23 protein-coding genes are annotated in these 22,976 nt (G+C 67.1%); 11 read left to right on the plus strand and 12 right to left on the minus strand.

Annotated features, from left to right (window positions below):
* The first annotated feature begins 10 nt into the window (after positions 1-10).
* Positions 11-448 (plus strand): YdeI/OmpD-associated family protein, encoded by a 438-nt coding sequence (locus AADH62_RS13085; protein WP_341579861.1) that lies wholly within the window; start codon positions 11-13, stop codon positions 446-448.
* A 54-nt stretch (positions 449-502) separates the two neighbouring features.
* On the opposite strand, the gene AADH62_RS13090 is transcribed toward AADH62_RS13085, so the two are convergent.
* Positions 503-964, minus strand: coding sequence for a hypothetical protein (locus AADH62_RS13090; RefSeq protein ID WP_341579862.1), 462 nt, complete (start codon positions 962-964; stop codon positions 503-505).
* A 68-nt stretch (positions 965-1,032) separates the two neighbouring features.
* Here AADH62_RS13090 and AADH62_RS13095 point away from each other — a divergent pair, with 68 nt between their 5' ends.
* A complete protein-coding gene (locus AADH62_RS13095; RefSeq protein ID WP_341579863.1) occupies positions 1,033-1,593 on the plus strand; it encodes a GNAT family N-acetyltransferase in 561 nt (186 codons plus the stop codon).
* Between the two features lie 28 nt (positions 1,594-1,621).
* Complete coding sequence (locus AADH62_RS13100) at positions 1,622-2,662, plus strand: LLM class flavin-dependent oxidoreductase (RefSeq protein ID WP_341579864.1); 1,041 nt, start codon at positions 1,622-1,624, stop codon at positions 2,660-2,662.
* A gap of 16 nt (positions 2,663-2,678) precedes the next feature.
* On the opposite strand, the gene AADH62_RS13105 is transcribed toward AADH62_RS13100, so the two are convergent.
* The gene (locus AADH62_RS13105) at positions 2,679-3,692 is read right to left on the minus strand and encodes an alpha/beta hydrolase-fold protein (protein ID WP_341579866.1); all 1,014 of its coding nucleotides are present in this window, start codon (positions 3,690-3,692) and stop codon (positions 2,679-2,681) included.
* A 192-nt stretch (positions 3,693-3,884) separates the two neighbouring features.
* Between AADH62_RS13105 and AADH62_RS13110 the strand changes: the two genes are divergently transcribed.
* Both AADH62_RS13110 and AADH62_RS13115 read left to right on the plus strand, forming a co-directional pair.
* On the plus strand, positions 3,885-5,912 hold the full coding sequence (locus tag AADH62_RS13110; protein WP_341579867.1) for an ATP-binding protein: 2,028 nt from the start codon (positions 3,885-3,887) through the stop codon (positions 5,910-5,912).
* Positions 5,909-6,877: an NAD-dependent epimerase/dehydratase family protein gene (locus tag AADH62_RS13115; RefSeq protein WP_341579868.1), complete on the plus strand. Its 969-nt coding sequence runs from the start codon at positions 5,909-5,911 to the stop codon at positions 6,875-6,877. The genes AADH62_RS13110 and AADH62_RS13115 overlap by 4 nt, the downstream gene beginning before the upstream one ends.
* Positions 6,878-6,914: 37 nt before the next feature.
* On the opposite strand, the gene AADH62_RS13120 is transcribed toward AADH62_RS13115, so the two are convergent.
* Both AADH62_RS13120 and pgi read right to left on the minus strand, forming a co-directional pair.
* Positions 6,915-7,469, minus strand: coding sequence for a ribonuclease H (locus AADH62_RS13120; protein ID WP_341579891.1), 555 nt, complete (start codon positions 7,467-7,469; stop codon positions 6,915-6,917).
* Positions 7,470-7,658: 189 nt separating this feature from the next.
* The gene (gene pgi / locus AADH62_RS13125) at positions 7,659-9,338 is read right to left on the minus strand and encodes a glucose-6-phosphate isomerase (RefSeq protein WP_341579869.1); all 1,680 of its coding nucleotides are present in this window, start codon (positions 9,336-9,338) and stop codon (positions 7,659-7,661) included.
* A gap of 93 nt (positions 9,339-9,431) precedes the next feature.
* On the opposite strand from pgi, the gene AADH62_RS13130 reads away from it, so the two are divergent.
* Positions 9,432-10,379: an aldo/keto reductase gene (locus AADH62_RS13130; RefSeq protein WP_341579870.1), complete on the plus strand. Its 948-nt coding sequence runs from the start codon at positions 9,432-9,434 to the stop codon at positions 10,377-10,379.
* A gap of 122 nt (positions 10,380-10,501) precedes the next feature.
* Here the strand turns inward: AADH62_RS13130 and AADH62_RS13135 are convergent, their stop codons facing one another.
* The 4 genes from AADH62_RS13135 to AADH62_RS13150 form a co-directional block, all read right to left on the minus strand.
* On the minus strand, positions 10,502-11,980 hold the full coding sequence (locus tag AADH62_RS13135; RefSeq protein ID WP_341579871.1) for a DEAD/DEAH box helicase: 1,479 nt from the start codon (positions 11,978-11,980) through the stop codon (positions 10,502-10,504).
* A 255-nt stretch (positions 11,981-12,235) separates the two neighbouring features.
* Positions 12,236-13,399, minus strand: coding sequence for a fatty acid desaturase family protein (locus AADH62_RS13140; protein ID WP_425355691.1), 1,164 nt, complete (start codon positions 13,397-13,399; stop codon positions 12,236-12,238).
* Positions 13,400-13,600: 201 nt separating this feature from the next.
* Entirely contained in the window at positions 13,601-13,804 is a 204-nt protein-coding gene (locus tag AADH62_RS13145) for a cold-shock protein (protein WP_228178646.1), read from the minus strand.
* A 134-nt stretch (positions 13,805-13,938) separates the two neighbouring features.
* Positions 13,939-14,874, minus strand: coding sequence for a rhodanese-related sulfurtransferase (locus tag AADH62_RS13150; protein ID WP_341579873.1), 936 nt, complete (start codon positions 14,872-14,874; stop codon positions 13,939-13,941).
* A 48-nt stretch (positions 14,875-14,922) separates the two neighbouring features.
* Between AADH62_RS13150 and AADH62_RS13155 the strand changes: the two genes are divergently transcribed.
* Positions 14,923-15,348, plus strand: coding sequence for a DUF3054 domain-containing protein (locus AADH62_RS13155; RefSeq protein ID WP_341579874.1), 426 nt, complete (start codon positions 14,923-14,925; stop codon positions 15,346-15,348).
* A gap of 19 nt (positions 15,349-15,367) precedes the next feature.
* Positions 15,368-16,015: an LON peptidase substrate-binding domain-containing protein gene (locus AADH62_RS13160; protein WP_331791145.1), complete on the plus strand. Its 648-nt coding sequence runs from the start codon at positions 15,368-15,370 to the stop codon at positions 16,013-16,015.
* A 225-nt stretch (positions 16,016-16,240) separates the two neighbouring features.
* Here AADH62_RS13160 and AADH62_RS13165 read toward each other — a convergent pair whose 3' ends face one another.
* The 3 genes from AADH62_RS13165 to AADH62_RS13175 all read right to left on the minus strand — a co-directional run bounded on the left by AADH62_RS13165 (position 16,241) and on the right by AADH62_RS13175 (position 18,701).
* The gene (locus AADH62_RS13165; protein WP_341579875.1) at positions 16,241-17,161 is read right to left on the minus strand and encodes a helix-turn-helix transcriptional regulator; all 921 of its coding nucleotides are present in this window, start codon (positions 17,159-17,161) and stop codon (positions 16,241-16,243) included.
* Positions 17,162-17,238: 77 nt separating this feature from the next.
* On the minus strand, positions 17,239-18,288 hold the full coding sequence (locus AADH62_RS13170; RefSeq protein ID WP_341579876.1) for a zinc-binding dehydrogenase: 1,050 nt from the start codon (positions 18,286-18,288) through the stop codon (positions 17,239-17,241).
* Between the two features lie 41 nt (positions 18,289-18,329).
* Positions 18,330-18,701: a hypothetical protein gene (locus AADH62_RS13175; RefSeq protein WP_341579877.1), complete on the minus strand. Its 372-nt coding sequence runs from the start codon at positions 18,699-18,701 to the stop codon at positions 18,330-18,332.
* Between the two features lie 117 nt (positions 18,702-18,818).
* On the opposite strand from AADH62_RS13175, the gene AADH62_RS13180 reads away from it, so the two are divergent.
* From AADH62_RS13180 to AADH62_RS13190, 3 genes are all read left to right on the plus strand, one after another.
* Positions 18,819-19,904, plus strand: coding sequence for an AAA family ATPase (locus AADH62_RS13180; protein WP_341579878.1), 1,086 nt, complete (start codon positions 18,819-18,821; stop codon positions 19,902-19,904).
* A gap of 83 nt (positions 19,905-19,987) precedes the next feature.
* Positions 19,988-21,805: a pyruvate kinase gene (locus AADH62_RS13185; RefSeq protein ID WP_341579879.1), complete on the plus strand. Its 1,818-nt coding sequence runs from the start codon at positions 19,988-19,990 to the stop codon at positions 21,803-21,805.
* Positions 21,806-21,907: 102 nt separating this feature from the next.
* Positions 21,908-22,483, plus strand: a complete 576-nt coding sequence (locus AADH62_RS13190; RefSeq protein WP_341579880.1) for a carbonic anhydrase — start codon at positions 21,908-21,910, stop codon at positions 22,481-22,483.
* A 31-nt stretch (positions 22,484-22,514) separates the two neighbouring features.
* Here the strand turns inward: AADH62_RS13190 and AADH62_RS13195 are convergent, their stop codons facing one another.
* A complete protein-coding gene (locus tag AADH62_RS13195; RefSeq protein WP_341579881.1) occupies positions 22,515-22,949 on the minus strand; it encodes a YchJ family protein in 435 nt (144 codons plus the stop codon).
* Positions 22,950-22,976 lie beyond the last annotated feature (27 nt).

Consider the following 22,976-nt stretch of genomic DNA (forward strand, 5'->3'; position numbering starts at 1 on the left):
AGGAGAATCCGTGCCGACGTTCACCGTGGAACTGCTGCGTACCGGCGGCAACAACGTCGGCATCCCGCTCTCCGACGAGCAGATTGCCGAGATCGGCGGCGGCAAGCGCCCACCCGTGCGTGTCGTCCTCAACGGATACGAGTACCGCACCACGGTCGGGGTCATGCGCGGGCTCTCGCTCATCCCGGTCAACGCGGCGACCAGGGTGGCTGCCGGAGTCGCCGGCGGGGAACAACACAGCGTCACCGTCGAGCTCGACACCGCCCCGCGCGACGCCGAGGTACCCGAAGACCTCGCGCTTGCTCTGGATGCTGCGGGCCTGCGAGTGGCTTTCGACGCCCTGGCGCCATCACGCCGCAAGGAGCACGCTCGATCTGTCGATGAAGCGAAGGCCGCCGACACCCGCGCGCGGCGTGTTGCGAAGGTCGTGGAACAGCTCCAGGGCTGAACCGCGCCACGCCCGCGGCGGAGCTCAACGCCTCTCACGTGCGTGCCGCTCTGATCACCACCCGACGATCGCGAGTCCGATCACGCCAGCAGTCACGCCGACAAAGACGAGAAGATCGGTCCACGTTGCCACCCGCTCGGCGGCGTTCTTGCCCGGCTTGAAAACGTGCCGCACGCCGGCAAGCAGCAGGAAGATCGCCCCCGGCACCGCCAGGAGCACTCCCCACACCGGCAGGAAGGGAATCGCAAGCGCTGTCACCCCCATTCCGAGGTTCGCGTAGCCGAGCTCTTGGACTACCTGGTTGGCATCCGCTGCATCGACGCCCAAAATCTTGCGCGTGCGGTCGGGTTTCATCACCTGGCTGAGACCGGCCAATGTCAGACGGATGCCGACACCCCAGAAGCCCCACCACAGCCCGAAGACGAGCAGGGGGTTTCCTCCGGACACCAAGAGCTGGATGCCGCCGGAAACGACGGGCAGAATCAGCGTTTGCAGCAGGATGATGAAGGCGTACACGGGCACACTCCCAGGTCGGGCCGCGACGATGCGGCTCTCATGCCAACGCTAGCGGCGCACGCGGCAGAATGGATGCCGTGATCCGTCGAGCCGTCCCGAAGGATGCCGCAGCGCTGCATGAGCTCGCTGCCGAGACGTTCCCCCTGGCATGCCCGCCGGAGTCGACGGCGGACGACCAGCGCGCGTTCATCGACGCCCACCTGAGCGAAACGTCTTTCCTGACCTACCTCGCCGATGCCGACCGCATCGTGTTCGTTGATGATGTCGAGGGCAGGTTTTTGGGTTACACGATGCTCGTGTTCGGCGAACCGACTGACTCCGACGTCCGCGTCGCCCTCGGCGATGACCGTGCGCGCCCTGTCGCCGAGCTGTCGAAGTGCTATGCCCTCCCCTCTTCTCACGGATCGGGAGTCGCCGCGCGCCTGCTCGAGCGAACGATCGGCGAAGCGCGCGAGCGTGGCGTCGGGCACGTCTGGCTTGGCGTGAACCAGCAGAACCTTCGCGCGCAGCGGTTCTATGCCAAGCACGGCTTTGTTCCGATCGGCACAAAACGCTTCCTCGTGGGAGCGCGCCTCGAGCATGACTATGTGCTCGCCGCGCCCGTTTCCGGCATCCATTCAGAGGAATAGATCAACGCCCGCGGAGGTTGAGTAAAACATGCAGCGATTCGGAACACTCTCGTTCGGCCACTACGGCCCCGTCGGCGGCGGGCACATCCTGACTGCGCAGGACTCGATGCTTCAGGCGATCGATCTGGCGCAGGGCATGGATGACCTTGGCGTCAACGGCGCCTACTTCCGCGTGCACCACTTCGCCAGGCAACAGTCCTCACCGATGCCGCTGCTGGCCGCGATCGCTGCCAAGACGCAGCGCATCGAGGTCGGCACCGGCGTCATCGACATGCGCTACGAGAACCCGCTGTATCTCGCTGAGGAAGCGGCATCCGTCGACCTCATCAGCGAGGGACGACTCGCCCTCGGCGTCAGCCGTGGATCACCCGAGACCGTCGTCCGTGGCTACGAGGCGTTCGGCTACACCGGCTCGAGCGATCCGCGCGGTGCCGACATCGCCCGAGAGCACTTCGACCTATTCCTCCGCGCGGTCGAGGGTGAGGGACTGGCCGAGCGCGACGCGATGAGTCCGTTCGGCGGCGGATCCGGGATGCAGCGCATCGAGCCACACTCCCCCGGACTGCGCTCGCGCATCTGGTGGGGCGCCGGCAACCGCGACTCCGCGCAGTGGGCAGGACGCATGGGCGTGAACCTGATGTCGTCCACACTGCTCACCGAGGACCGCGGTCTGCCGTTCGACGAGCTGCAGGCCCAGCAGATCGACGCGTTCCGCACATCGTGGCGCGAGGCCGGCCACCCAGGTGAGCCGCGCGTTTCGGTGAGCCGCAGCATCTTCCCGATCACGACGGCCGAGGACGAGATGTACTTCGGAGGTCGACAGGACGGCGACGGCGTCGGCTACATCGACGGTATGCGCTCGACGTTCGGCAAGACGTACGCGGGCGCGCCGGAGGTGCTCGTCGAGCAGCTGCTGGCGGATGCCGCCGTGCAGTCAGCCGATACGCTCATGCTCACGATTCCGAGTCAACTCGGGGTTGCGTTCAACCTGCGTATCGTCGAGGCCTTCGCGAAGCACGTCGCGCCCGCGCTGGGCTGGAAGTCAACGCGGCATGCCGTCACTGCCTAGCTCGTAGCCCCTCGCGTCAGTTTTCGGTCTGAGCCATCAGCCAGTCGCGCAGGGCCGTGATCTCGTACGCCGGCTGAAACGAGGCCATGTGCTCACTGTTCATCGCCCCCGACCCGTCACTGGCCTCAAGCACGGTGCCCTCGGCGAACGTCAGGAAGTGGGCGCCGTCCCTCGTCGACAACAGCTCCGCGGCCGCTGCCGCCTCCTCGTCCTCCGACCACGTGGCATCGAAGACTGCCGTGTTGTATGAGATCCCAGCCGCGTCGAGCATCGCCTCGACATCCGACTGACCACCCGAGGCCTTCGCATCACCCGCTGCGGCCGTATACACGAACTTCTCGCCGGCCAGCCCCGAGAGCGTCGTGACGTCCCACTGGCCCGACACGATCATCTCCGCCGCGAATAGATCGGGATATGTGGCGGCCAGGTACATGATGGTCATCGCTCCCATGGACTGCCCGGTCCCATAGACGCGGTCGGTGTCGACCGCATAGGTCTGTGTGAGATCCTCGACCAGGCGCGCAGTCATCTCGACGTACTCGGTCATCGTGTACGAGCCGTGATCGTCGAGGATCACCTCGGGGTAGGCGGGCACAGCGACGATGCTCTCGTTCTTGGCCTGCTCGCTGTCGCTGGCCCAGATCAGCGCCCCGTACTGGGAGAGTCCTGCAGTGGCGTCGCTGCCCACTTGGCTCGAGTCGGGGATGTACACCACCAGCGGGTAGGACTTGGACTTGTCATACCCCTCGGGCAGATAGATGTTGTAGGTCAGCGTCTGCCCGGTATCGGGGTCGGTCCATTCGATCTGGCTGAACTCGCCCGCCACCTCCGCGACCAGCTCAGCGAGCGTCGGCGACTGCGCACTCGCCGTGGTGACGCTGGGCGTCGACCGGTCTTGTGCGACGGTCGTGGCGCTCGTGCTCTCCTCGGTCGATGCGCTGACGGTTCCACAGGCTGTGATGCCCACGGCGAGGGTCGCAGCCAGCGTTGCGGCTGCCAGACGGGAGATGAGGGGTGTGATCACTGTCATGCCACTCACTCTGCTCATCCGCGCTATGCGGATGGCCAAGCGAATCTATGAACAAGCTATGAGTGAACGGTGCTGGAATGCACCGTGCTCTCGACGAAGAACCGGCCGCCTCCGACACGTCAGCGACACGGTGTTGCGCAGTCGGGACGTGGCACCGTCGGGGCCGAAGCACGGATCCGATAGCGTTAATCCATGGGGTCGGCGGCGTCGGGGCGGCTCGAACTCGCGGTGGCGAGCATCCAGCGCACCCCGCGGTGGTGGGCGTGGGTTCTCGTTGCTCTCGCCCTGTTCGCTCTGTCTCGCCTGGGCGTCGCGTTCACGCCGTTCGGAGGCAGTGTCGCCGCGTGGTGGCCGGCCGCCGGCGTCGCAGCGTGGTTCGTGCTGGTCAACCCGCGCCAACGCCGGTGGGCGGCGTTAGTCCTCGTGTTCGTCGCCACCGGGCTTGCAAACGCCACGGGAGAGCGTGACCTCGTCACCTCCGTCGGGTTCGGTCTGGCCAATGCCATCGAGGCCGGAGTGTTCGCAGCTCTGCTCGATCACCGGGCGACGAGGCGTTTTCGGCTTCGCTCCGTTCGCCACGCGTGGCGCTTCGCTCTCGCGGTGCTTGCGGCGTCGAGCCTGCTCGGTATCCTCGTGGGTCTGGTTGTTCTCGCCGATGGCCGCGAGTTCCTCCCCGCTGCGACTCAGGCAGCGGCATCGCATGCTGCAGCGATCCTCATCATCGCGCCCTTCGCCGTTCTGCCACCCCCGACCTATCTCCGTATCCCGCGCATCGAGGTCATCGCCCAAGTCGCCGCGCTGACCGGGATCCTCGTGTTCCTTGCCGTCGGTGGGGCCGGTCTTCCGTTGACCTTCTTGCCCGTGGGCATTCTGGCCTGGGGATCGTTCCGATTTCCGAACTGGGGCTCCTATGTCGAGACCCTGTTGACAGGTGTCGCGGTTCTCGCCATGACGGTCGCGGGCATCGGACCGTTCAGCGAGCCGGGACTCGATCCCCGCACTCAGGTGCTGATTGTCGCGCTGTTCATCTTCATGGCCGGGCTGTACAACCTGTTCCTCTCGACAGCGAGCTACGAGCTGAGCGCTGCGAACCGCACGAGCCGGGACTTCGCCAAGCTGTTCACCGGCGGCTTCATCGATTCCCGAGTCGGCCTGGTCATCGCCGAACGACGTGGCGCCACGTGGCGGGCGCTGCTCGCGAACTCGGCGGCCCGCGGCGTCCTCCGGTCGGAACTGCGTCAGGACGATGTCTGGGTGCACGGCCCCATCCGCGAACACGTCGAGAACAGTCTTCGCACCGGCCATCGTGCGACTTTTGAGACCTCCGACGGCGGGGTCATGACCATCGACGCGTCGACAGTCACCGGCGACGACACACGAGTTGCCGTGCAGGTTTTCGACATCACCGACAGCGTGCGCGCCACCCAGACCCTCCTCGACGCCGAACGCGCACGGGCGACGGCCCTCGCGGCCAAGCTCGATCTCGAGCGTCGTCAGAGCGACTTCGTGGCCACGGCGAGCCACGAGCTTCGCACCCCGATCGCGAGCATCGCCGGGTATCTCGAACTGATCGAGGAATCCGACGAACTGCCGGCGCAGTCGCGGGAGTGGATCGAGGTCGTCCAGCGCAACACGGCACGTCTGAGCTACCTGATCGACGACCTGCTGATCCTTGCGCGTGTGCAGGAGCGCGCGGATCGTCACTTTCTGATCGCGGAGGTCGCCGTCGCCGACCTCGTCGATGAGGTCCTCACCCGCTACTCACCGTCGGCGCGGCAACGAGGCCTCGAGCTGAGCGTCGGCGACTGCGATGGCCTTGTCCAGGGCGTCCCCTCCGAACTCGGCCACGCCCTGGCGAGTCTCGTCGCGAACGCAGTGAAGTTCACGCCGCGCGGCGGTCGCGTGCGCGTGGAAGCGTCGCACGACGACTCCACGCTCGTTGCCGCCGACGGGTCTGCCCTATCGGCTGTCCGCATCACCGTCCGCGACACCGGCCCCGGGATCGCCGCGGCAGACCTTCCCCACGTCTTCGACCGCTTCTACCGGACGAAAGAAGCGGAGGAGGCGCACGCCCCGGGAACCGGTCTCGGTCTCGCGGTGGCGCAGGAGCTTGCGCACGCCAATGGCGGGATCGCCGAGGTGAGCTCACCGAACCGCGAAGGCGTGATCGCGGCACTGATCGTCCCCGTGGCAGACGAGTGGATACGACCGGCGCCATGAGTAGAGTGCTGGTGCTCGGCGGAACCGGCTGGCTCGGCCGGGAGCTGGTGTCTGCCGCGCTCGCACTCGGCGCCGATGTCACCTGCGTGGCTCGCGGCGAATCGGGCACCGCACCGGAAGGTGCTCACTTCGTCGCCGCCGACCGTCGTCGCCCGGATGCGTACCGCGAGCTCGTCGGCGACTGGGATGAGGTCATCGAGCTGTCCTCCGAGCCCGACCTTGTCGTTCCCGCTGTCACCGGGCTTGGTTCGCGCGCGGCGCACTGGACACTGGTCTCGACGGTGTCGGTGTACGCAGCCGATGACGAGCCGGGAGCGGACGAGAGCGCGGCGCTGGTCGAACCTGTTGATCTCTCGCAGTATGCCGACGCGAAGGTCGCCGCTGAACAGGTCACGGCCGCCGCCCTCGGCGATCGACTCCTCATCGCACGGCCCGGCCTGATCGTCGGCCCCGGCGATCCGAGCGACCGATTCGGCTACTGGCCGGCACGCCTGGACCGCGGCGGCCCCACGATCGTGCCGGTCATGCAGAATCGGTTCGTCCAGGTCATCGACGTCGCGGACCTGGCGTCGTGGCTCGCCGCGGCGGGCTCTGCAGGCCTGACCGGCACGATCAACGCCGTGGGTCGGTCCCTCCCCATGACCGACTTCTTCGCAGCGGCACGCGCCGTGACAGGTTTCCGGGGAGAGCTGATCGAGGTGACGGATGCCGCGCTCGAGGCGCACGGCATCCAATATTGGGCGGGTCCGCGCTCGCTGCCGCTGTGGCTTCCGTCCCGTGCGACCGGATTCGCGCAACGCGACGGATCTGCCTACCGTCGCACCGACGGGACCGCTCGGCCGTTATCGGACACACTGGCGCGGGTTCTGCAGGACGAACGCACCCGAGGCCTCGACAGGGCCCGTCGCGCTGGACTGACCGCCGACGAGGAAAGGAGCCTCATCCGAGCCCTCGCCGGGCGATGACCGGGTGAGGAGCGGAAGCCGTGCTGCGCGGCGCTCCTCAGTTTCCTGCGCGATCGGCGCTCCCCCGCGGCGGATCCACGGTGACGTCAAGCCGCTCCAATCCGCGCAGAGAGGTCCAGGTCAACGCTTCGCCCCTCGCGGCGTGCTCCGAGGCGCGGACCGCGCGCTCGTCTGCCCAGCTGTTGAGGCGATGACCGCTGTGCCCCCGCACGTGCTCAAGCACGACATCCGGCATCCCCGCTGCCCGGCGCGCATCACGGGCCGCGATCAGGCGTTCCAGGATCTCTCGGTTGGCGACAGGCTTCTTGGCGCTCGTCACCCAGCCGCGGCGACGGTGCCCGTCCATCCACGACGAGTAGGTGTCGATCGCGTACTTCGAGTCGGCCTGGATCACGAGCTCGGTAACGTCAGCGTGGTCGGTGATTGCGTAGAGCAGGCCGAGCAATTCGCCGATGTTATTGGTTCCTTCGGGGAGGGACCCCGCCGCCCAGTTGCCGTCCTCGCCGACCCACGCCCATCCGGCGGGTCCGGGATTGCCCTTACACGCACCGTCGGTGGCGACGATGTAGCGGTCGGTCGGATGCGGGTTCATCGGCTCTGGCACGCGCTCCAGTCTCGCAGGCGCCCGAGCGCATGGGCGCCGACCGCTCGCGCTTCTTGCAACTTCCCACGGTAGGAAACATCACGTGCGTAGGAAGGATCAGCGCGCGATCCTCCTGCGTCCGCGATTGTTCCTGCGCTGCGGAGGCCCGTGAGCCAGAATCCGGCGGAAGAGCCCCGCCTACCCCCGGTGCTCGCGGTAATACTCGAGGAGCGCGCGGGTCGAGGCATCCTGGGCTGCAACGGCGTCCGCGTCGCCCTCGATCGCGGGAGCGATCTGCAAGGCGAGCTGCTTGCCGAGCTCGACGCCCCACTGGTCGAAGGAGTTGATGCCCCAGATCGTCCCCTGGGTGAACACGATGTGCTCGTACAGGGCGATGAGCTGGCCGAGTACCGACGGGGTCAAAGCGGGCGCGAAGATCGACGTCGTGGGCCGGTTACCGGGGAAGGTCCGCGCGGCCACGAGGACGCCGGTGGAGCCCTCGGCCTCGACCTCTTCGGCGGTCTTCCCGAACGCCAGTGCCTTGGTCTGCGCGAGGAAGTTCGCGAGGAACAGCCCGTGCACGTCTCGGCCGCCATCCTCCAGCGGATAGGCGGGGTTCACGAACGCGATGAAGTCAGCCGGAATGAGCCTCGTGCCCTGGTGGATGAGCTGGTAGAACGCGTGCTGCCCGTTCGTACCGGGCTCACCCCAGAACACCTCGCCGGTGTCGGTCGTGACCGGCGACCCGTCCCACCGGACGCGCTTGCCGTTGGATTCCATCGTCAGCTGCTGCAGGTAGGCCGGGAAGCGGTGCAGCTGCTGCGCGTACGGCAGCACGGCGTGGGTCTGCGCGCCGAGGAAATTCGTGTACCAGACGTTGAGAAGGCCCATCAGCACCGGCACGTTCCGAGCCAGCGGCGTCGTGGCGACGTGCACGTCGACGGCGTGGAATCCGGCGAGCAGGTCGCGGAACGCATCCGGACCCAGCGCGATCGTGAGCGAGAGGCCGATCGCAGAGTCGACCGAATAGCGGCCGCCCACCCAGTCCCAGAAACCGAACGCGTTGTCGGTGTCGATCCCGAACGCGGCTACTTTGTCGAGCGCCGTCGATACAGCGGCGAAGTGGTGGGCGACGGCATCCGTCTTGGCGGCGTCAGTCCCATCGATCGCTCCAGATGCCGTCAGCCCCGCCCACAGCCAATCGCGCGCGAGTCGAGCATTGGTGAGGGTCTCGAGGGTGGTGAAGGTCTTCGAGGCGACGATGAACAGCGTCGTCTCGGGGTCGAGATCGGCAGTCTTCTGCGCCATGTCGGTCGGGTCGATGTTCGAGACGAACCGCGCCTCGATCCCAGCAGTCGCATAGGGGCGAAGAGCTTCGTAGACCATGACCGGACCGAGGTCGGAGCCGCCGATGCCGATGTTGACGACGTGCGTGACCTTCTTGCCGGTCACCCCGACCCACTCACCCGACCGCACACGGTTGGCGAAGGCATCCATCGCATCGAGCACCGCGTGCACGTCGGTGTCGACATCCTGTCCGTCGACGACAAGCGCGGGGCTCTCCCCTGCCGGCCGACGTAGTGCCGTGTGCAGCACAGCTCGGTCTTCGGAGGTGTTCAGGTGCACGCCGGCGAGCATCTGCGCGAATCGCTCCGCAACGCCGGTCTGCTCTGCCAGTTCCGCGAGCGAGGCGAGGATCTCATCGGTCACGAGGTTCTTGGACAGGTCGACGTGCAGGTCGGCCAGCGGATGACTCATCCGGTCGACCCGGCCGGGGTCGGAGGCGAACCAGCCACGCAGGTCCGGAGCGAATCCGGATGCCGCGTCGGTGAGGGCGGACCAAGCGGGCGTGGATGTCGGATCGACGGGTGCGTTCACTCGTCACACGCTACCGAACCGCAGCACCGACGTCAGGACTGTCGGCCGTTTCAGATCGGGCATTGGCTGCTCATCCGGTGCAAGGATGGAGCCATGACCCGCATCGGAACCAGCGACCTCGACGTCTTTCCCCTCTGCCTCGGTGGCAACGTTTTCGGCTGGACCGCCGACCGCGACGAGAGCTTCGCGATCCTCGACGCCTTCACCGAGGGCGGCGGCGACTTCGTCGACACCGCCGATGGATACAGCGCGTGGGCTCCGGGCAACACCGGCGGCGACAGCGAGCGGATCATCGGCGCCTGGCTCGCCGCCCGTCCATCAGCAGAGCTGACCATCGCAACCAAGGTCAGCCGCCACCCCGAATTCCCGGGCTTGAAGAACATCCGCGGTGCTGCCGAAGCGTCGCTCGAGCGACTCGGTGTCGAGACCATCGACCTGTATTACGCGCACTACGACGACCCCGAGGTTCCCCTCGCTGAGGCTGTCTCGGCATTCGGTAAGCTCGTCGACGATGGCCTCGTTCGCACGATCGGGCTGTCGAACTTCACACCCGCGCGCATGCGCGAATGGATGCTGACAGCAGCCGACCTGGGCGTGGCTCAGCCGGTCGCGCTGCAGCCCCACTACAACCTCGTGCACCGCAACGAGGTCGAGGGCGAAATTGCCCCGATCGCCGAAGAGTTCGGCCTCGGCATCCTGCCGTACTACGCCCTCGCCAGCGGGTTCTTGACCGGCAAGTACCGGTCGCCGGATGCCGACGGCGGCGCGTCGCCGCGAGCCACGGGCGCCGCGAAGTACGCCACCCCGCAAGGACTCCAGATTCTGCAGGTCCTGGAGCGGATCGCCGCGACCCGCGCGAGCACGATGGCGGCGGTATCGCTGGCGTGGTTGCGCGAACAGCCGCACGTTGTCGCCCCGATTGCGAGCGCCTCGCGCGTCGAGCAGGTCGCTGACCTCCTGGCCAGCGCGACGCTGCAGCTCACCGACGCGGAGCTCGAGGAACTGAGCGTCGTCTCGGAGTGGACCCCGACCGACATCTGAGCCGAGCTCTCTGCGGTCTCAGGTCGCCCTGCACTCAGAGCCAAGCGCGAGGGGTCGCAACGCGCCGTATCGCGCTGTGCGCGTGCGGCGTGTTGCGACCCCTCGCGTGAGACCTTGGGTCCTTACTGGGCGGCGGGGCGCTGACCCGCGCCGCGACGGCGTGAACCGCGGCGACGTCGCGCTGGAGCACCCTCGGCACGCTGCGGGTTACGGTCGGCTGCGGAGCCCTGGTCGGCGGCGTGACGCGGATTGTGGGCGTGGGTGGGCTTGGCCGTGTGCCCGGGCTTCGCGGAGCGTCCCGGCTGGGTACCGCGACCCGAGCCGCTGCGCTGTCCGCCCCCGGAACGCTGGCCTCCGCTACCCGACCCGCCCGAACGGGCGGTGCGAGGCGACGATGCCGGCGCGGTGACGGGCAGCATCCGGTGCCCAGCGCGAGGCCCAACCAGCTCGTCGACAGCTGCCGACGATGCCTTCACGGACTCTGCCTCGACCTGGATGCCTGCCTTCTTGAGCAGCTGGGCGATCTCGCGACGCTGCGCCTCAAGGCCCACCGTGACGACTGTTCCCTCGGCGCCGGCACGTGCGGTGCGTCCCGACCGGTGCAGGTATGCCTTGTGCTCGACGGGAGGATCCACGTGCACGACAAGCTCGACCTGATCGACGTGCACACCACGGGCTGCGACATCCGTCGCAACCAGCACTCGCACGCCGCCGTTCTCGGGCGCGGCCGAGAACGCGGCAAGATTCCGGTCGCGCGCGTTCTGCGAGAGGTTTCCGTGCAGGTCGACAGCGGGGATGCCGGCAGCAGTGAGCTGCTTGGCAAGCTTCTTGGCCTGGTGCTTGGTGCGCGTGAACAGGATGCGGCGTCCCTGGCCCGACGCGAGCTCGCGAACCAGCGCAGTCTTCTCCTCCGTGCCGGGGATCAAAAACACACGGTGAGTCATCTCCCCCGCGGGAACACTCGACTCGTCGACCTCGTGGCTCACGGGCGACGTCAGGAACCGGCGAGCGAGCACATCGATGCCGCCGTCGAGGGTGGCGCTGAAGAGGAGGCGCTGGCCGTCGGCGGGCGTTGCAGCAAGGATGCGTGTGACGCCCGGGAGGAAGCCCAGGTCGGCCATGTGGTCGGCCTCGTCGAGCACGCTCACCTCGACGCGGTCGAGACGTACGACCTGCTGCTTCATGAGGTCTTCGAGGCGCCCTGGGCACGCCACGACGATGTCGACACCGGCGCGCAACGCCTGCTCCTGCGGGCGCTGGCTGACGCCCCCGAAGATCGTGGTGACCCGCAGGCCCACGGCGTTTGCGAGCGGCTCGATGGTTGCGGCGATCTGTGTTGCGAGCTCCCGGGTGGGGGCCAGCACGAGTCCGCGCGGGCGACCGGAGGTCAGCGGAGTCGAGGATGCCGCAATGCGCGCGACCAGCGGCAGCGCGAACGCGATCGTCTTGCCGCTACCGGTGCGGCCACGGCCGAGCACGTCGCGCCCGGCAAGGGAGTCGGGCAGCGTGTCGCGCTGAATCGGGAAGGCCTCGGTCTTGCCTGAGGAACTGAGCACCTCGGCGAGCGCTGCGGGCACGCCAAGGTCAAGAAAGGTAGTCATGGGGATGCTTTCGTGATTGTCCGCGCACACGTGCACAACCCGCGCGAAGCGGCGAAGGGCTGTGGTGAGCGGAGGATTGGCGACGGCGCGGGTTCGCGCATCGGTTCGCCGTTCGAGAAGAGAGCCGGACCGTCAGGCCGGGATGCGTATCGACGACGCCGGCAGAGATCGAGAACGATGTCCGCCGTGAACGACCCTACCAGTGATACCTGGGAGCCCCGTCCGGACGGCGATCACACGCCACGGGCCGAGCGCTCAGGCCCGGCGGTACTCCGAAACCATGGGGCAGTCGAACGGATCGCGAGCGGCAAGTCCGACACGGTTGAGGTAGTCGATGACGATCGCGTACGAGCGCCACAGCGAGGTCTCGGTGTACGGCACGTCGTTCGTTGCGCAGTAGTCGCGCACGATCTCACGCGCCCGCGACAAATGCAGGCGCGACATGCTCGGGAAGAGATGGTGCTCGACCTGGTAGTTCAGGCCCCCCATGAGCCACGTCGCCCACCATCCGCCGGCGACGTTCCGCGACGTACGGACCTGCTTCGAGAAGAAGTCGAGCTTGGCGTCAGGCGCGATGATCGGCATCCCCTTGTGGTTCGGCGCGAACGACGCCCCCATGTACACGCCGAACACGGCGACCATGACGCCAACGAAGGCAAAAGCCATACCCAAGGGCAGGAACAGGAAGATCGGCACCAGCACGACCCCGAAGCGCAGGCTCAGGATGCCGAGTTCGGTCCAGCGGCCCTTGACGGGTCCGCGGGAGAACAGGTGGCGGAGGCTCAGCGCGTAGAGGTTGAAGCCTTCGAGGGTCAGCAGCGGGAAGAAGAGCCACCCCTGCTTGCGGGTGATCAAGCGCACGATGCCGCGCGAGGCTGCGGCATCCGTCTCGAGGAACGAGATCGTGTCGACCTCGATATCGGGGTCCTTGCCGACCCGGTTGGGGTTGGCGTGGTGACGCGAGTGCTTGGAGTCCCACCACGAGTAGCTCATGCCGACGATGCCGCCGAGGACGCGGGCGAGCCGGTCGTTGGCCGGGCCGCTGGCGAGGATCTGGCGATGGGCGGCTTCGTGAGCGAGGAAGGCGACCTGCGTGAACAGGATGCCGAAAGCAGCAGCCATCAGCAGCTGCAGCCAGCTGTCCCCCAGCAGGATGAATCCTGTTATCGCACCGCCAAAGCCGAGGGCGATTGCCGCGCCGACGGCGGCGTAGAACCACGGCGTGCGCTGCAGCAGTCCGAGCTCACGAACGACCTGCGACACCTGTGTGTACGCGCGCGCCACCGGCGGGAACTCGGCGGTTCCGGCATAGGTCTGGCGCACGGGTCCCAGTCGGGCTGAGTCGGCCAGGACGGGAGGACTGGTGGATACAGAGGATGACGGCACAACGGCACCTGACTTCGCTCGTGCGCCGCACATCGTGCGCGCCGCGGGATGGATGCCAAGGGCAGTTGCCGTTCGCTGTCCCCCACACTACGGAGGGCGATATGTCGGCATCCGAATACTGGCGAGTTCACACGACATCGTCAGGCTGGAGCGCGTCAACGTGTGGCGGATGACACGCAGAAACGACGAACGCGCCGACTCCGGCTTCGGAGCGGCGCGTTCGAGGGGATTGTGTCAGAGTGCGCGAATGTTCGCAGCCTGCAGACCCTTGGGGCCCTGCTCGGTGTCGAACTCGACCTTCTGCGCTTCCTCGAGGCTGCGGTAGCCGCTGCCGGCGATCGCGCTGAAGTGCGCGAACACGTCGGCGGAACCGTCATCGGGAGCGATGAAACCGAATCCCTTCTCGGAGTTGAACCATTTGACGGTGCCGGTGGCCATATCGTCTTTTCCTTCGTATACCTCCGGGTCACAGTGCGCGACCCGCACGCCGGAAGCCGGCGCGGGACTCACACTACGGCACGGGACGCCTCAGCCATAAGGATGTTGTGATCTCGTGACGAAGTGTTCCGAGATCAGTTACGCTCGGCGACCGCCAAAGTCGGCTCCGCGACGCGAGCGTGGCGGGCGCACTGGGCGGATGCCGCATCCGCACATCCCTCGCATTGCACGACACGCACCCGACAGTCCGCGTCAGCGCAGTTGACCATACGCGAGGTCGCCGCGCCGCACGGGGCGCAAGCCCCGATCGTCGCAGCGTCCGTCCCGAACGTGAGGGACTCTCGCCCGTCGAAGACGTACAGCGCGCCCTCCCACAGCCCCGTGTTGCCGAAGCTCTCGCCGTAGCGGACGATTCCGCCATCCATCTGGTACACCTCAGAGAATCCCCGCGAAACCATGAGGCTCGAGAGCACCTCACAGCGGATGCCGCCCGTGCAGTAGGTCACGACGGGCTTGTCTTTGAGGTGGTCGTACCTGCCCGAGTCCAGTTCCGCGACGAAATCGCGCGTCGTGGCGACATCCGGCACGACGGCGTTCTTGAAGCGCCCGATCTCTGCCTCGAACGCGTTGCGACCGTCGAAGAAGACGACCTCGTCGCCGCGCTCTTCGACGAGCTTGTGCACGGCACCCGGAGACAGGTGGGTGCCACCACCGATGACGCCCGCTGTGTCGACGCGCAGCTCGTCGGGGGCACCGAAGCTCACAATCTCATCGCGCACCTTTACCGACAGACGCGGGAAGTCGAGGCTGCGCCCGTCGGAGTCGAGCCCGCTCCCCTCCGACCACTTGAAGTCGATGTCGCCGAAACCGGGGTACTCGCGGGTCTTGCGCCAATACGTCTTCATGGCGCCGAGTTCACCGCCGACCGTGGCATTGATCCCGTCCTGTGAGATCAGGATGCGTCCTCGAAGCCCGAGCAGCTCGCACAGGTCACGCTGCCACAGCCGCACCGCGTTTGGGTCGGTGATCGGCGTGAACCGGTAGTAGAGCAAGATCTTCGACAGTGCCACCGCACAAGATTAGCTCGCCAACCCCGCACGGCCCGGCAGACTGGAGGCATGAGCACAGCCGCGGAACCCCACCGCCCATCCCCTGTTCCACCGGCGCCTCGCATCGTCGCGATCGCCCTCGCGACCGACGTCGTGCTCGTGGTCATCTTCGCGGCGATCGGCCGCGCTAGCCACGGCGAAGAGGTCATCGGTCCCGACGGTTTAGGCCTTGCGCAGACCACGTGGCCGTTCGTTGTCGCTCTGCTGGTCGGGTGGCTGACGATGCGGCTCTGGCGCTTTCCTCTCGCGATCCTGAACGCCGGGGTCGCCGTCTGGCTCTATACGGTGATCGGGGGCATGCTCCTGCGCGCTATCAGTGGCCAGGGCGTGCAGACCGCGTTCGTGATCGTTGCATCGATCGTGCTTGCGGTCTTTTTCGTCGGGTGGCGCGGCGTGGTCGCACTGATCCTGCGGCGCCGGGCCCCGCACTCGTAATCGCTGGTTGACTGGGGGCATGGCGGATGTCGCAATGTTCCCGCTCGGGACAGTGTTGTTCCCCCATACCCCGCTCGCGCTGCGAATCTTCGAGCAGCGCTACCTCATGATGCTCGGTCGTGTCCTCGACGATGACGAACCCTCGTTTGGCGTGGTCCTCATCGAACGCGGCAGCGAGGCGGGGGGTGGCGACCAGCGATTCTCGGTCGGCACAATGGCGCGGATCCTGCAGGTCGACCCGCGGGCTGACGATGTGCACCTGATCGCCGTGGGAGGCGCCCGCGTAGCCGTGGATCGGTGGCTCGAAGATGACCCGTACCCCGCCGCATCCGTGACTCCGATGCCGGAGCTCGCGTGGAGCGAGGAGCTTGCACCGCTGCACGCGCAGGCCGAGCAGATCGTTCGTCGGGTTCTCGCCCGAGCTGCCGAGTTCGGTGACGTGCGCTGGGACGCGAACGTGGAGCTGTCTGAAGACCCGGTCGAGTCGGCGTGGCAGCTTGCCGCCATCGCACCGCTGGGACAGATGGATCAGTTGCGGCTCTTGGGCGCGACCACACTCGGTGGCCTGTTGCGCGACATCATCGACCTCACACTGGATGCCGAGGTGCTCCTGACCACGCGCCCGGAGATCGACGACGCGGGCGACATCGACCTCAGCGGTTACTGATCGCCGCTCACCCGGAAAACCTTCAGGTACGCGAAATGTCGTATGGCTGGATCCGGAACGCCCTCGTAGCGTCGTAGGCGGAGGGGAGTTTCGCCGCATCAGGGATCGTCGTGGGTCCCTCGCAGCGAGGCTCAGGAACTGCACCGGCGGCTCTAAACCATCGATCTTGGCACCCCAGGCCAGCGATGATCCGCCGGTGCAGTTTCCGAGGGGACTCCGCCGGCCTCAGCGTGAGAGCAGCGGCTTACCGAGGATGTCTGCCGCCTCGGGGTGGACGAGGCGCATGACCGTTGCGGCAACGGCGGCACGGCTGGACACACCCAGTGTCGCGTGCACCGCTTCGAGATGTTTACGTACGGTTCCCGGAGAAATCTGCAGCGTCGTAGCAATCTGCGACGTTGCTGCACCGCTCGCGACCATAAGCGCGATCTCGGCCTGGCGAGCGGTCAAGCCCGCCGATCGCAACGCCTGATGCGCACGCAACTGCGCGTCGTCGATCGTGAGTTTGTCCGAGCTCTCACCGAGCGGTTCCCGAGGTACCGACCCAGCGCGCGGAGTCGCGCCTCCGTTTACCGCGCCCCCGGCATCCGCGAAGGGCCAGACAAGGTTTCCCTCTGCCCTGCTGACCAGGCGATAGCTGGTCTCGAGCAATGGTGCGATCGTCGAGAGCATCGCGGCCTCCCGCCCCCCGCAGGGGTGTGCGGCAGCGCAGTCGATCGAGATGACGATCGATGTGCCGTGCGGGGTGGGGAAGATCAGGACGGTCTGGCGCCGAACGCCGTTGGGCTCGTAGAACGAGCGGTAAAGCTCAGTGCGCGCGAACGCACTCTCTGCTCCATCGACACTCCACGAGGTGGGCCCGACCCGCTCACCGGAGATCAGCTTTCCGAATAACGGATGCTGCCAGGCGAACTCCTCGAACGCTGGTCCGTACTGCGCGATCCAGCCCGACGGAAATGGGGGCGCCGGCTCGGAGACGACGCGACGTCCCGTGACGTCGATCTCTGTGCACGAAGCCCCCTGGCAGGGGAACAGCCGGAAGAGCCCGGCGCTCACCCGCGCGGCGTAGTCGCGTGTGTCGTGTGAGCCGGCGACCGACTCGAGGACGTCGAGGATCGCCGCGTAATCGGCTGCCTCGAGCTGCATCCGAACATTGTTACAGACAACGTCCGAGAAGACGCCCGACGAAGGTCCCCACATGACCCGAGTGGCGTGATCGATGATTACGGTCGCAACAGCACCTTCGTGGCGCGGCGCTCGTCCATTGCCGCGTACGCTTCGGCAACCTCACTCAACGGAAGCTCGAGATCGAAGACCTTACCCGGAGTAATCGACCCCGACCGCACGTCAGGCAGAAGCTCCTCGATGTATCCCCGAACCGGGGCGACACCACCAACGACGCCGACGTTCCGGTTGAACATGTCGCGAACAGGCAGCTCCGGGCCGCCAGCAGGCACGCCGACGAACCCAACCCGTCCGCCGGGCCGCGCCGAGGCCAGGGCCTGTGCCATCGACTCCTTGGTGCCCACGCACTCGAGGACACGGTCGGCGCCGATGCCTTCAGTGAGCTGCCGCACGGCAGCGACCCCCTCGTCGCCGCGTTCGGCGACAACGTGTGTGGCTCCAAGCTCCCAGGCAAGAGCCTGGCGCTGCGGGTTGCGCGACATCGCGATGATCTCGGTCGCACCCAACCGCTTTGCTGCGATCACGCCGCACAGGCCCACCGCGCCGTCGCCGACAACGACCACAGTGTCTCCGGGCTGTACTCCGGCGCTCACGGCAGCGTGATGCCCCGTTCCCATGACATCGGCCAGCGACAACAACCCCGGGATCTCGTCATCAGTGACCGGTCCTGGCACAACCACGAGCGTTCCGTCGGCCAGCGGCACGCGCACCCGCTCGCCCTGACCGCCGTCGGCGAAGCCGCCGATCCGGTCATCCTGACCCCACCATCCGCCGGTGAGACACGACGTGCTCACGCCGTTTCGGCAGTTCAGGCAGGTGTTGTCACACACGTAGAAGGGCGCGATCACGAAGTCGCCGGGACGCACCAGCTCGACCTGGTCACCGACAGCTTCCACGACGCCGATGAACTCATGTCCGATCCGATGCGGCTCTTCGGTGGGCGCGATTCCACGGTATGACCAGAGGTCGGACCCGCAGACGCACGCTGCGACGACGCGAACTACCGCATCGCCACCGGTCGACAGCACCGGATCGGCAACGGTCTCCAGTCGGACATCTCGGGCACCATGAATGACGGTTGCACGCATGGTTCGAGACTATGCCCCGCGAGTGATTCGCGGGGCATCCGTCACTTCTTCTCGGTGACCTCGACAGTGAAGGTGACGTCCTGAATACCGCCGTCACTGTTGGACAGCACAACCTCGGTGGTCCCCACGCTCAGCGCGGTGACACCGGGGTTGAAGGTGGCGGTGTCGTCGGTGTGACCGGGGACGAACTCGGCAACGTCAGGATCGGCAACCTCGCCGCTGTAGCTGTCGACCGCCAGATCACCGGTGTTGATATTCAGCACCTGACCGACGACCAGCTCGACAGTCTCCCCCTGCAGGTCACCGGCGTCCATTGTCACCGGGGCGATGACGTTGCTCTGCGAGCAACCGCTCAGGGCGATCGACACAGCGAAGACCCCGGCGACAACTGCACTCAATGCTCTGGTTCTCATAGCCGTGAGTCTGGCAGGCGCACCACGCCAGCAGTAGTGGGAAACGCCAGAACCGCGCTACAACTGTTATCAAGCGTCGCGGCGACGACCCGGGGCCATCGGCGCAGGGAGGGATCGATGCGCGCCACCGACACGCTGTCCATTCGCGGACTGGTCGGTCTGGCCAAGGCCGAGGCCAAGCGCTGGGGATCCGATCACGCCACGGTGACGCACGCGGCATCCGCGTTCGCGCAGAACTGGGCCGGTGAGTTCCGCGCGGCATTCGGTCCCGAGGGCGAGGCCTTGCTTCATCGTCTTCTCGCTGCCGGCCAGACGATCGGCAATGAAGCCGAGGTGCGCAACATGATCACCGCCTCGCCGGATGCCGCAGCCCTCGCCATGCGCTTGCACGCAGCACTCCGGGGCGACCTTGCCGTCGCCGACCTGCTGCCCGAGGAAAGCTCTCCGAGTCGCCTCCGGTCCGATGACGCCGAAGAGGTAGGGGCGTCCGGCACCGCCGCGCCCGCGACCCGCACGGACCCTCTGGCGGGTCTTCTTCGAGGACGCGAAGCCCTGGATGTTGCGGCGTACCTCCTCAGCGACCAGCCGCTGATCCCCGCCCTCGTGGGCAGACGCGGCTGCGGCAAGACGAGCCTCGCAGCCGAGATCGCGCGCCTGCTTCTCGACCTCGAGGATCCGCTGCATACCCTGTTTTTCGATCCCGGCACGACAGTGGACGGGGAGCCTGCGATGCTGCTGCGCGACACGCTGTCGGCGCTGACCCGGCGCACCGTCGTCGTTGTCGAAGACGTCGACGAGCTCGCGCGACTGGGGACGACCGAACCCGACGTGTCCATCCTTCGAGAGATCTGGCAGTCAGAGCGATTCCCCCTGGCGCGCCTGGTCATCACGGTGACCGCGCCTTACGAGAAGCGCATTGCGCAGTTCTATGGGGCGCTCTCGGATCGCCTGGTCATGGTCGAGCTCCAGCCGTGGGACGAGAACGTCGTCCGGGGCCTGGTGGTGCCGGTAGCGACGCATCTTGCCGAGCAGTACGGCGTCGTCATCGATCACGCCGCCATCGAAGCAGCCCTGCAGCCACCGAGCGAAGCAGACACCTTCGACCACCCGGGGCTGGCCATCGCGCGTCTGGATGTCGCCTGCGCCCGGGCGATGATCGCCGGCGGTCGCACCGTGACTGTCTCCGATGTGACTCTCGCCTGAGCATCCTCGCGCCCGGATATTCACGTCCCGACCCCTGACGCCGCGCGCGGCGGAGAGCTAACGTCGGAGGTGGAGGTCGGACGATGCTCGATACTGCTCGTTCTCAACGGCTCGACTCGCTTCGTGCCGAGCTCATGGGCCTCCGCTCTGCAGCTCAGGATGCCGAGCAAGCGGCATCCGCTCTTCTGTCCCGCGTGCATCCCGTGCATGCGACCGGCGCAGCCAATCTCGTTCGCTATGTCGCCCTGCGATCGCAAGATCTGCGCGACCTCCAGGACCGCCTGACGGCGGAGGGCCTCTCGTCGCTCGGGCGGATGGAACCCGATGTGCTGCGCAACCTCGATGCGGTGCTGGGCACGATCGATGCGGCGCTCGGGAACGTCGCACCGGGCGAACATGCCTCCGCGGATCCGGAGGCACAACAGCCTGAACCCACTCCCCTGAGCGTGCACGCGGCAGCATTGCTGGGCGGGACGGCCGATGACCGCCAGACCCGGATCATGGTCACGTTGCCGAGCGAGGCCGCCGACGATTCCGCACTGGTCGCGCGATTCGCCCGAGCCGGAATGGACGTCGCCCGCATCAACTGCGCACACGACGACTCCGCGGCCTGGGAGCGCATGGCCAGGCATGTCCGAGACGCCGGCGCGGGCATCCGGATCGCCACCGACCTCGCGGGGCCAAAGCTGCGCACCGGTCCCCTCGAACCGGGTCCGCGGGTGGTGAAGGTGGCACCCGCGCGAGACGCTCTGGGCCGCGTGATCGTGCCTGCGTCAGTTTGGCTCGTCGCACCACGCACCGACGACTCCCCTACGCCCGCGGGTGAGATCCCGGTGACGGACGCTCCGTGGCTTTCTCGTCTTCAGATCGACGACACCGTCGAATTCACCGACACTCGCGGCCGCTCGCGCTACATGACAGTCGTTGCATTGCGCGACGGCGGGGCACAGATCGAAGGCGACAGGACTGCCTATCTCGGGACCGGGACGCTGCTGGATGTCGACGGTCACGAGACCCGTGTCGGCCCGCTGCCCCCGGTCGATCAGGCGCTGCGGGTCCACCGCGGCGAGATCATCGAAATGCGTCCGGATGTCGAACCGGGGTTCACCCACGAGGGCCGCCATCACGTCGGCTGCACGGTACCCGAAGCGCTCGAGGTGATCCGCGTCGGCGATCGCGTGCTCTTCGATGACGGCAAGATCGAAGGCTTCGTGCGCGCTGTCGGTGAGGGCGAGGGGTACCGCATCGCGGAGGTCGAAGTGACCCTTGCCTCCCCGCGGGGAACGAAACTCCGCGCCGAGAAGGGCATCAACCTCCCCGACACCGACCTGCCCATCTCGGCACTCACCGGCGACGATCTGCGCGCACTCGATGCCGTCATCGGTTTCACCGACATCGTGCAGCTCTCGTTCGCGCGCTCACCCAGCGACGTTTCCCGCTTACTCGCCGAACTCGACTCCCGCGGGGCCGGGCACCTGGGCGTCGTCGTGAAGATCGAGACGGTGCGTGCCTTCCGGGCATTGCCCGAAATCCTCCTCGAACTCATGCAACGGCCCCGGGTGGGCATCATGATCGCCCGGGGCGACCTCGGCGTCGAGGCCGGCTGGGAGCGGTTAGCAGAGGTGCAGGAAGAGATCCTGTGGCTGTGCGAAGCTGCGCATGTGCCGGTGATCTGGGCGACGCAGGTTCTCGACTCGCTCGCCGGCAGCGGTGTGCCGACCCGCGCCGAGGTGACGGATGCCGCGGCCGGCGAACGGGCCGAGTGCGTCATGCTCAACAAGGGACCGCACATCGAGGAGGCCATCGAAGCGCTCGATGACATTCTGCGGCGGATGCACGGTCACCTCGAAAAGAAGCGCCCGCTGCTGCGGCGGCTGCGCGCGTGGTCCCACGAGGGCTGAGCCTGCCGCGAAGCCTCTGACCGTCACAGACAGTCATACAGCACACCTGGCGCTTCGTGACACCTAGCGTGGTGATGCCAGGCCACCCACCCGAGGAGTGTCATGTCAGTTCTGTCCGAGGTACTCGACGCCAACGAGTCCTACGCATCCGCATTCGACAAGGGCGATCTCGCGCTGCCGCCCGCGCGCGGCTTCGCGATTCTCACGTGCATGGATGCACGCCTCGACCCCGCCAAGTACGCCGGGCTCAGCGAAGGCGATGCTCACGTCATCCGCAACGCCGGCGGCCGTGCGTCCGACGACGCCATCCGCTCCCTCGTGATCTCGTACAAGCTGCTCGGCACGAAAGAGTGGTTCGTCATCCACCACACCGACTGCGGCATGGAGTTCTTCACCGACGAGGTGATCCGCGGCCTGCTCGCGAACTCGCTCGAGACCGCCGAGCTGCGCGCCGAGGGCTTCGTGGATGTCGGCACCGGCCCCGGATCTTCCGAGGCCGCATACATCGACTGGCTCACGATCAGCGACCAGGCCCAGGCCGTCGTCGACGATGTAGCGCGCATCAAGGCCCACCCGCTCGTCCCGGCTCGCATCCCGGTCTACGGCTACGTCTACGACGTCCGCACCGGTCGCCTCATCGAGGTCCCGGCAGCGACCACGGCGGGCGCCGCCGCCTGATCACGCCCCAAGCGGCCGGCTTCGGCATCCGTCACTGGATGCCGAAGCCGGCCGTTTCGGCGTCGAGGTACCACCAGCGTCCGCGGGCGAGGCGGAACCGACTGCGCTCGTGCTGCTCCCCGGAGTCCGCGCCGTGCCGCCAGCGCGCCCGGAACTCGACGATGCCGGTGGTCTCGCCCGCGACCGCGGGAGCGTCGATGATGCGCAGCCCCACCCAGCGCACGTCGGGGTCAAGGTCGATCCGCTCGGGTCGCGTCCGCGGATGCCACGTGTCGGCGAGGTAGCGAGAATCGCCGAGCGCGAAGGCGCTGTACCGCGAGCGCATCAGCCGTTCCGGGCTCGGGGCCGCCTCCCCCCGGTGGAGCGGTCCACAGCACCGACCGTACGTGCTTCCGCTGCCGCATACACACGGATCCTGATCGGCAGGTCGACGGATGCCGTGCTGCGCCGCGGATCCGAAACTCATATGAGAAGTCTATGAACCGCAAGCGCG

It is taken from the genome of Microbacterium schleiferi, from assembly GCF_038150145.1.
Taxonomy (GTDB): Bacteria; Actinomycetota; Actinomycetes; order Actinomycetales; family Microbacteriaceae; genus Microbacterium; species Microbacterium schleiferi_B.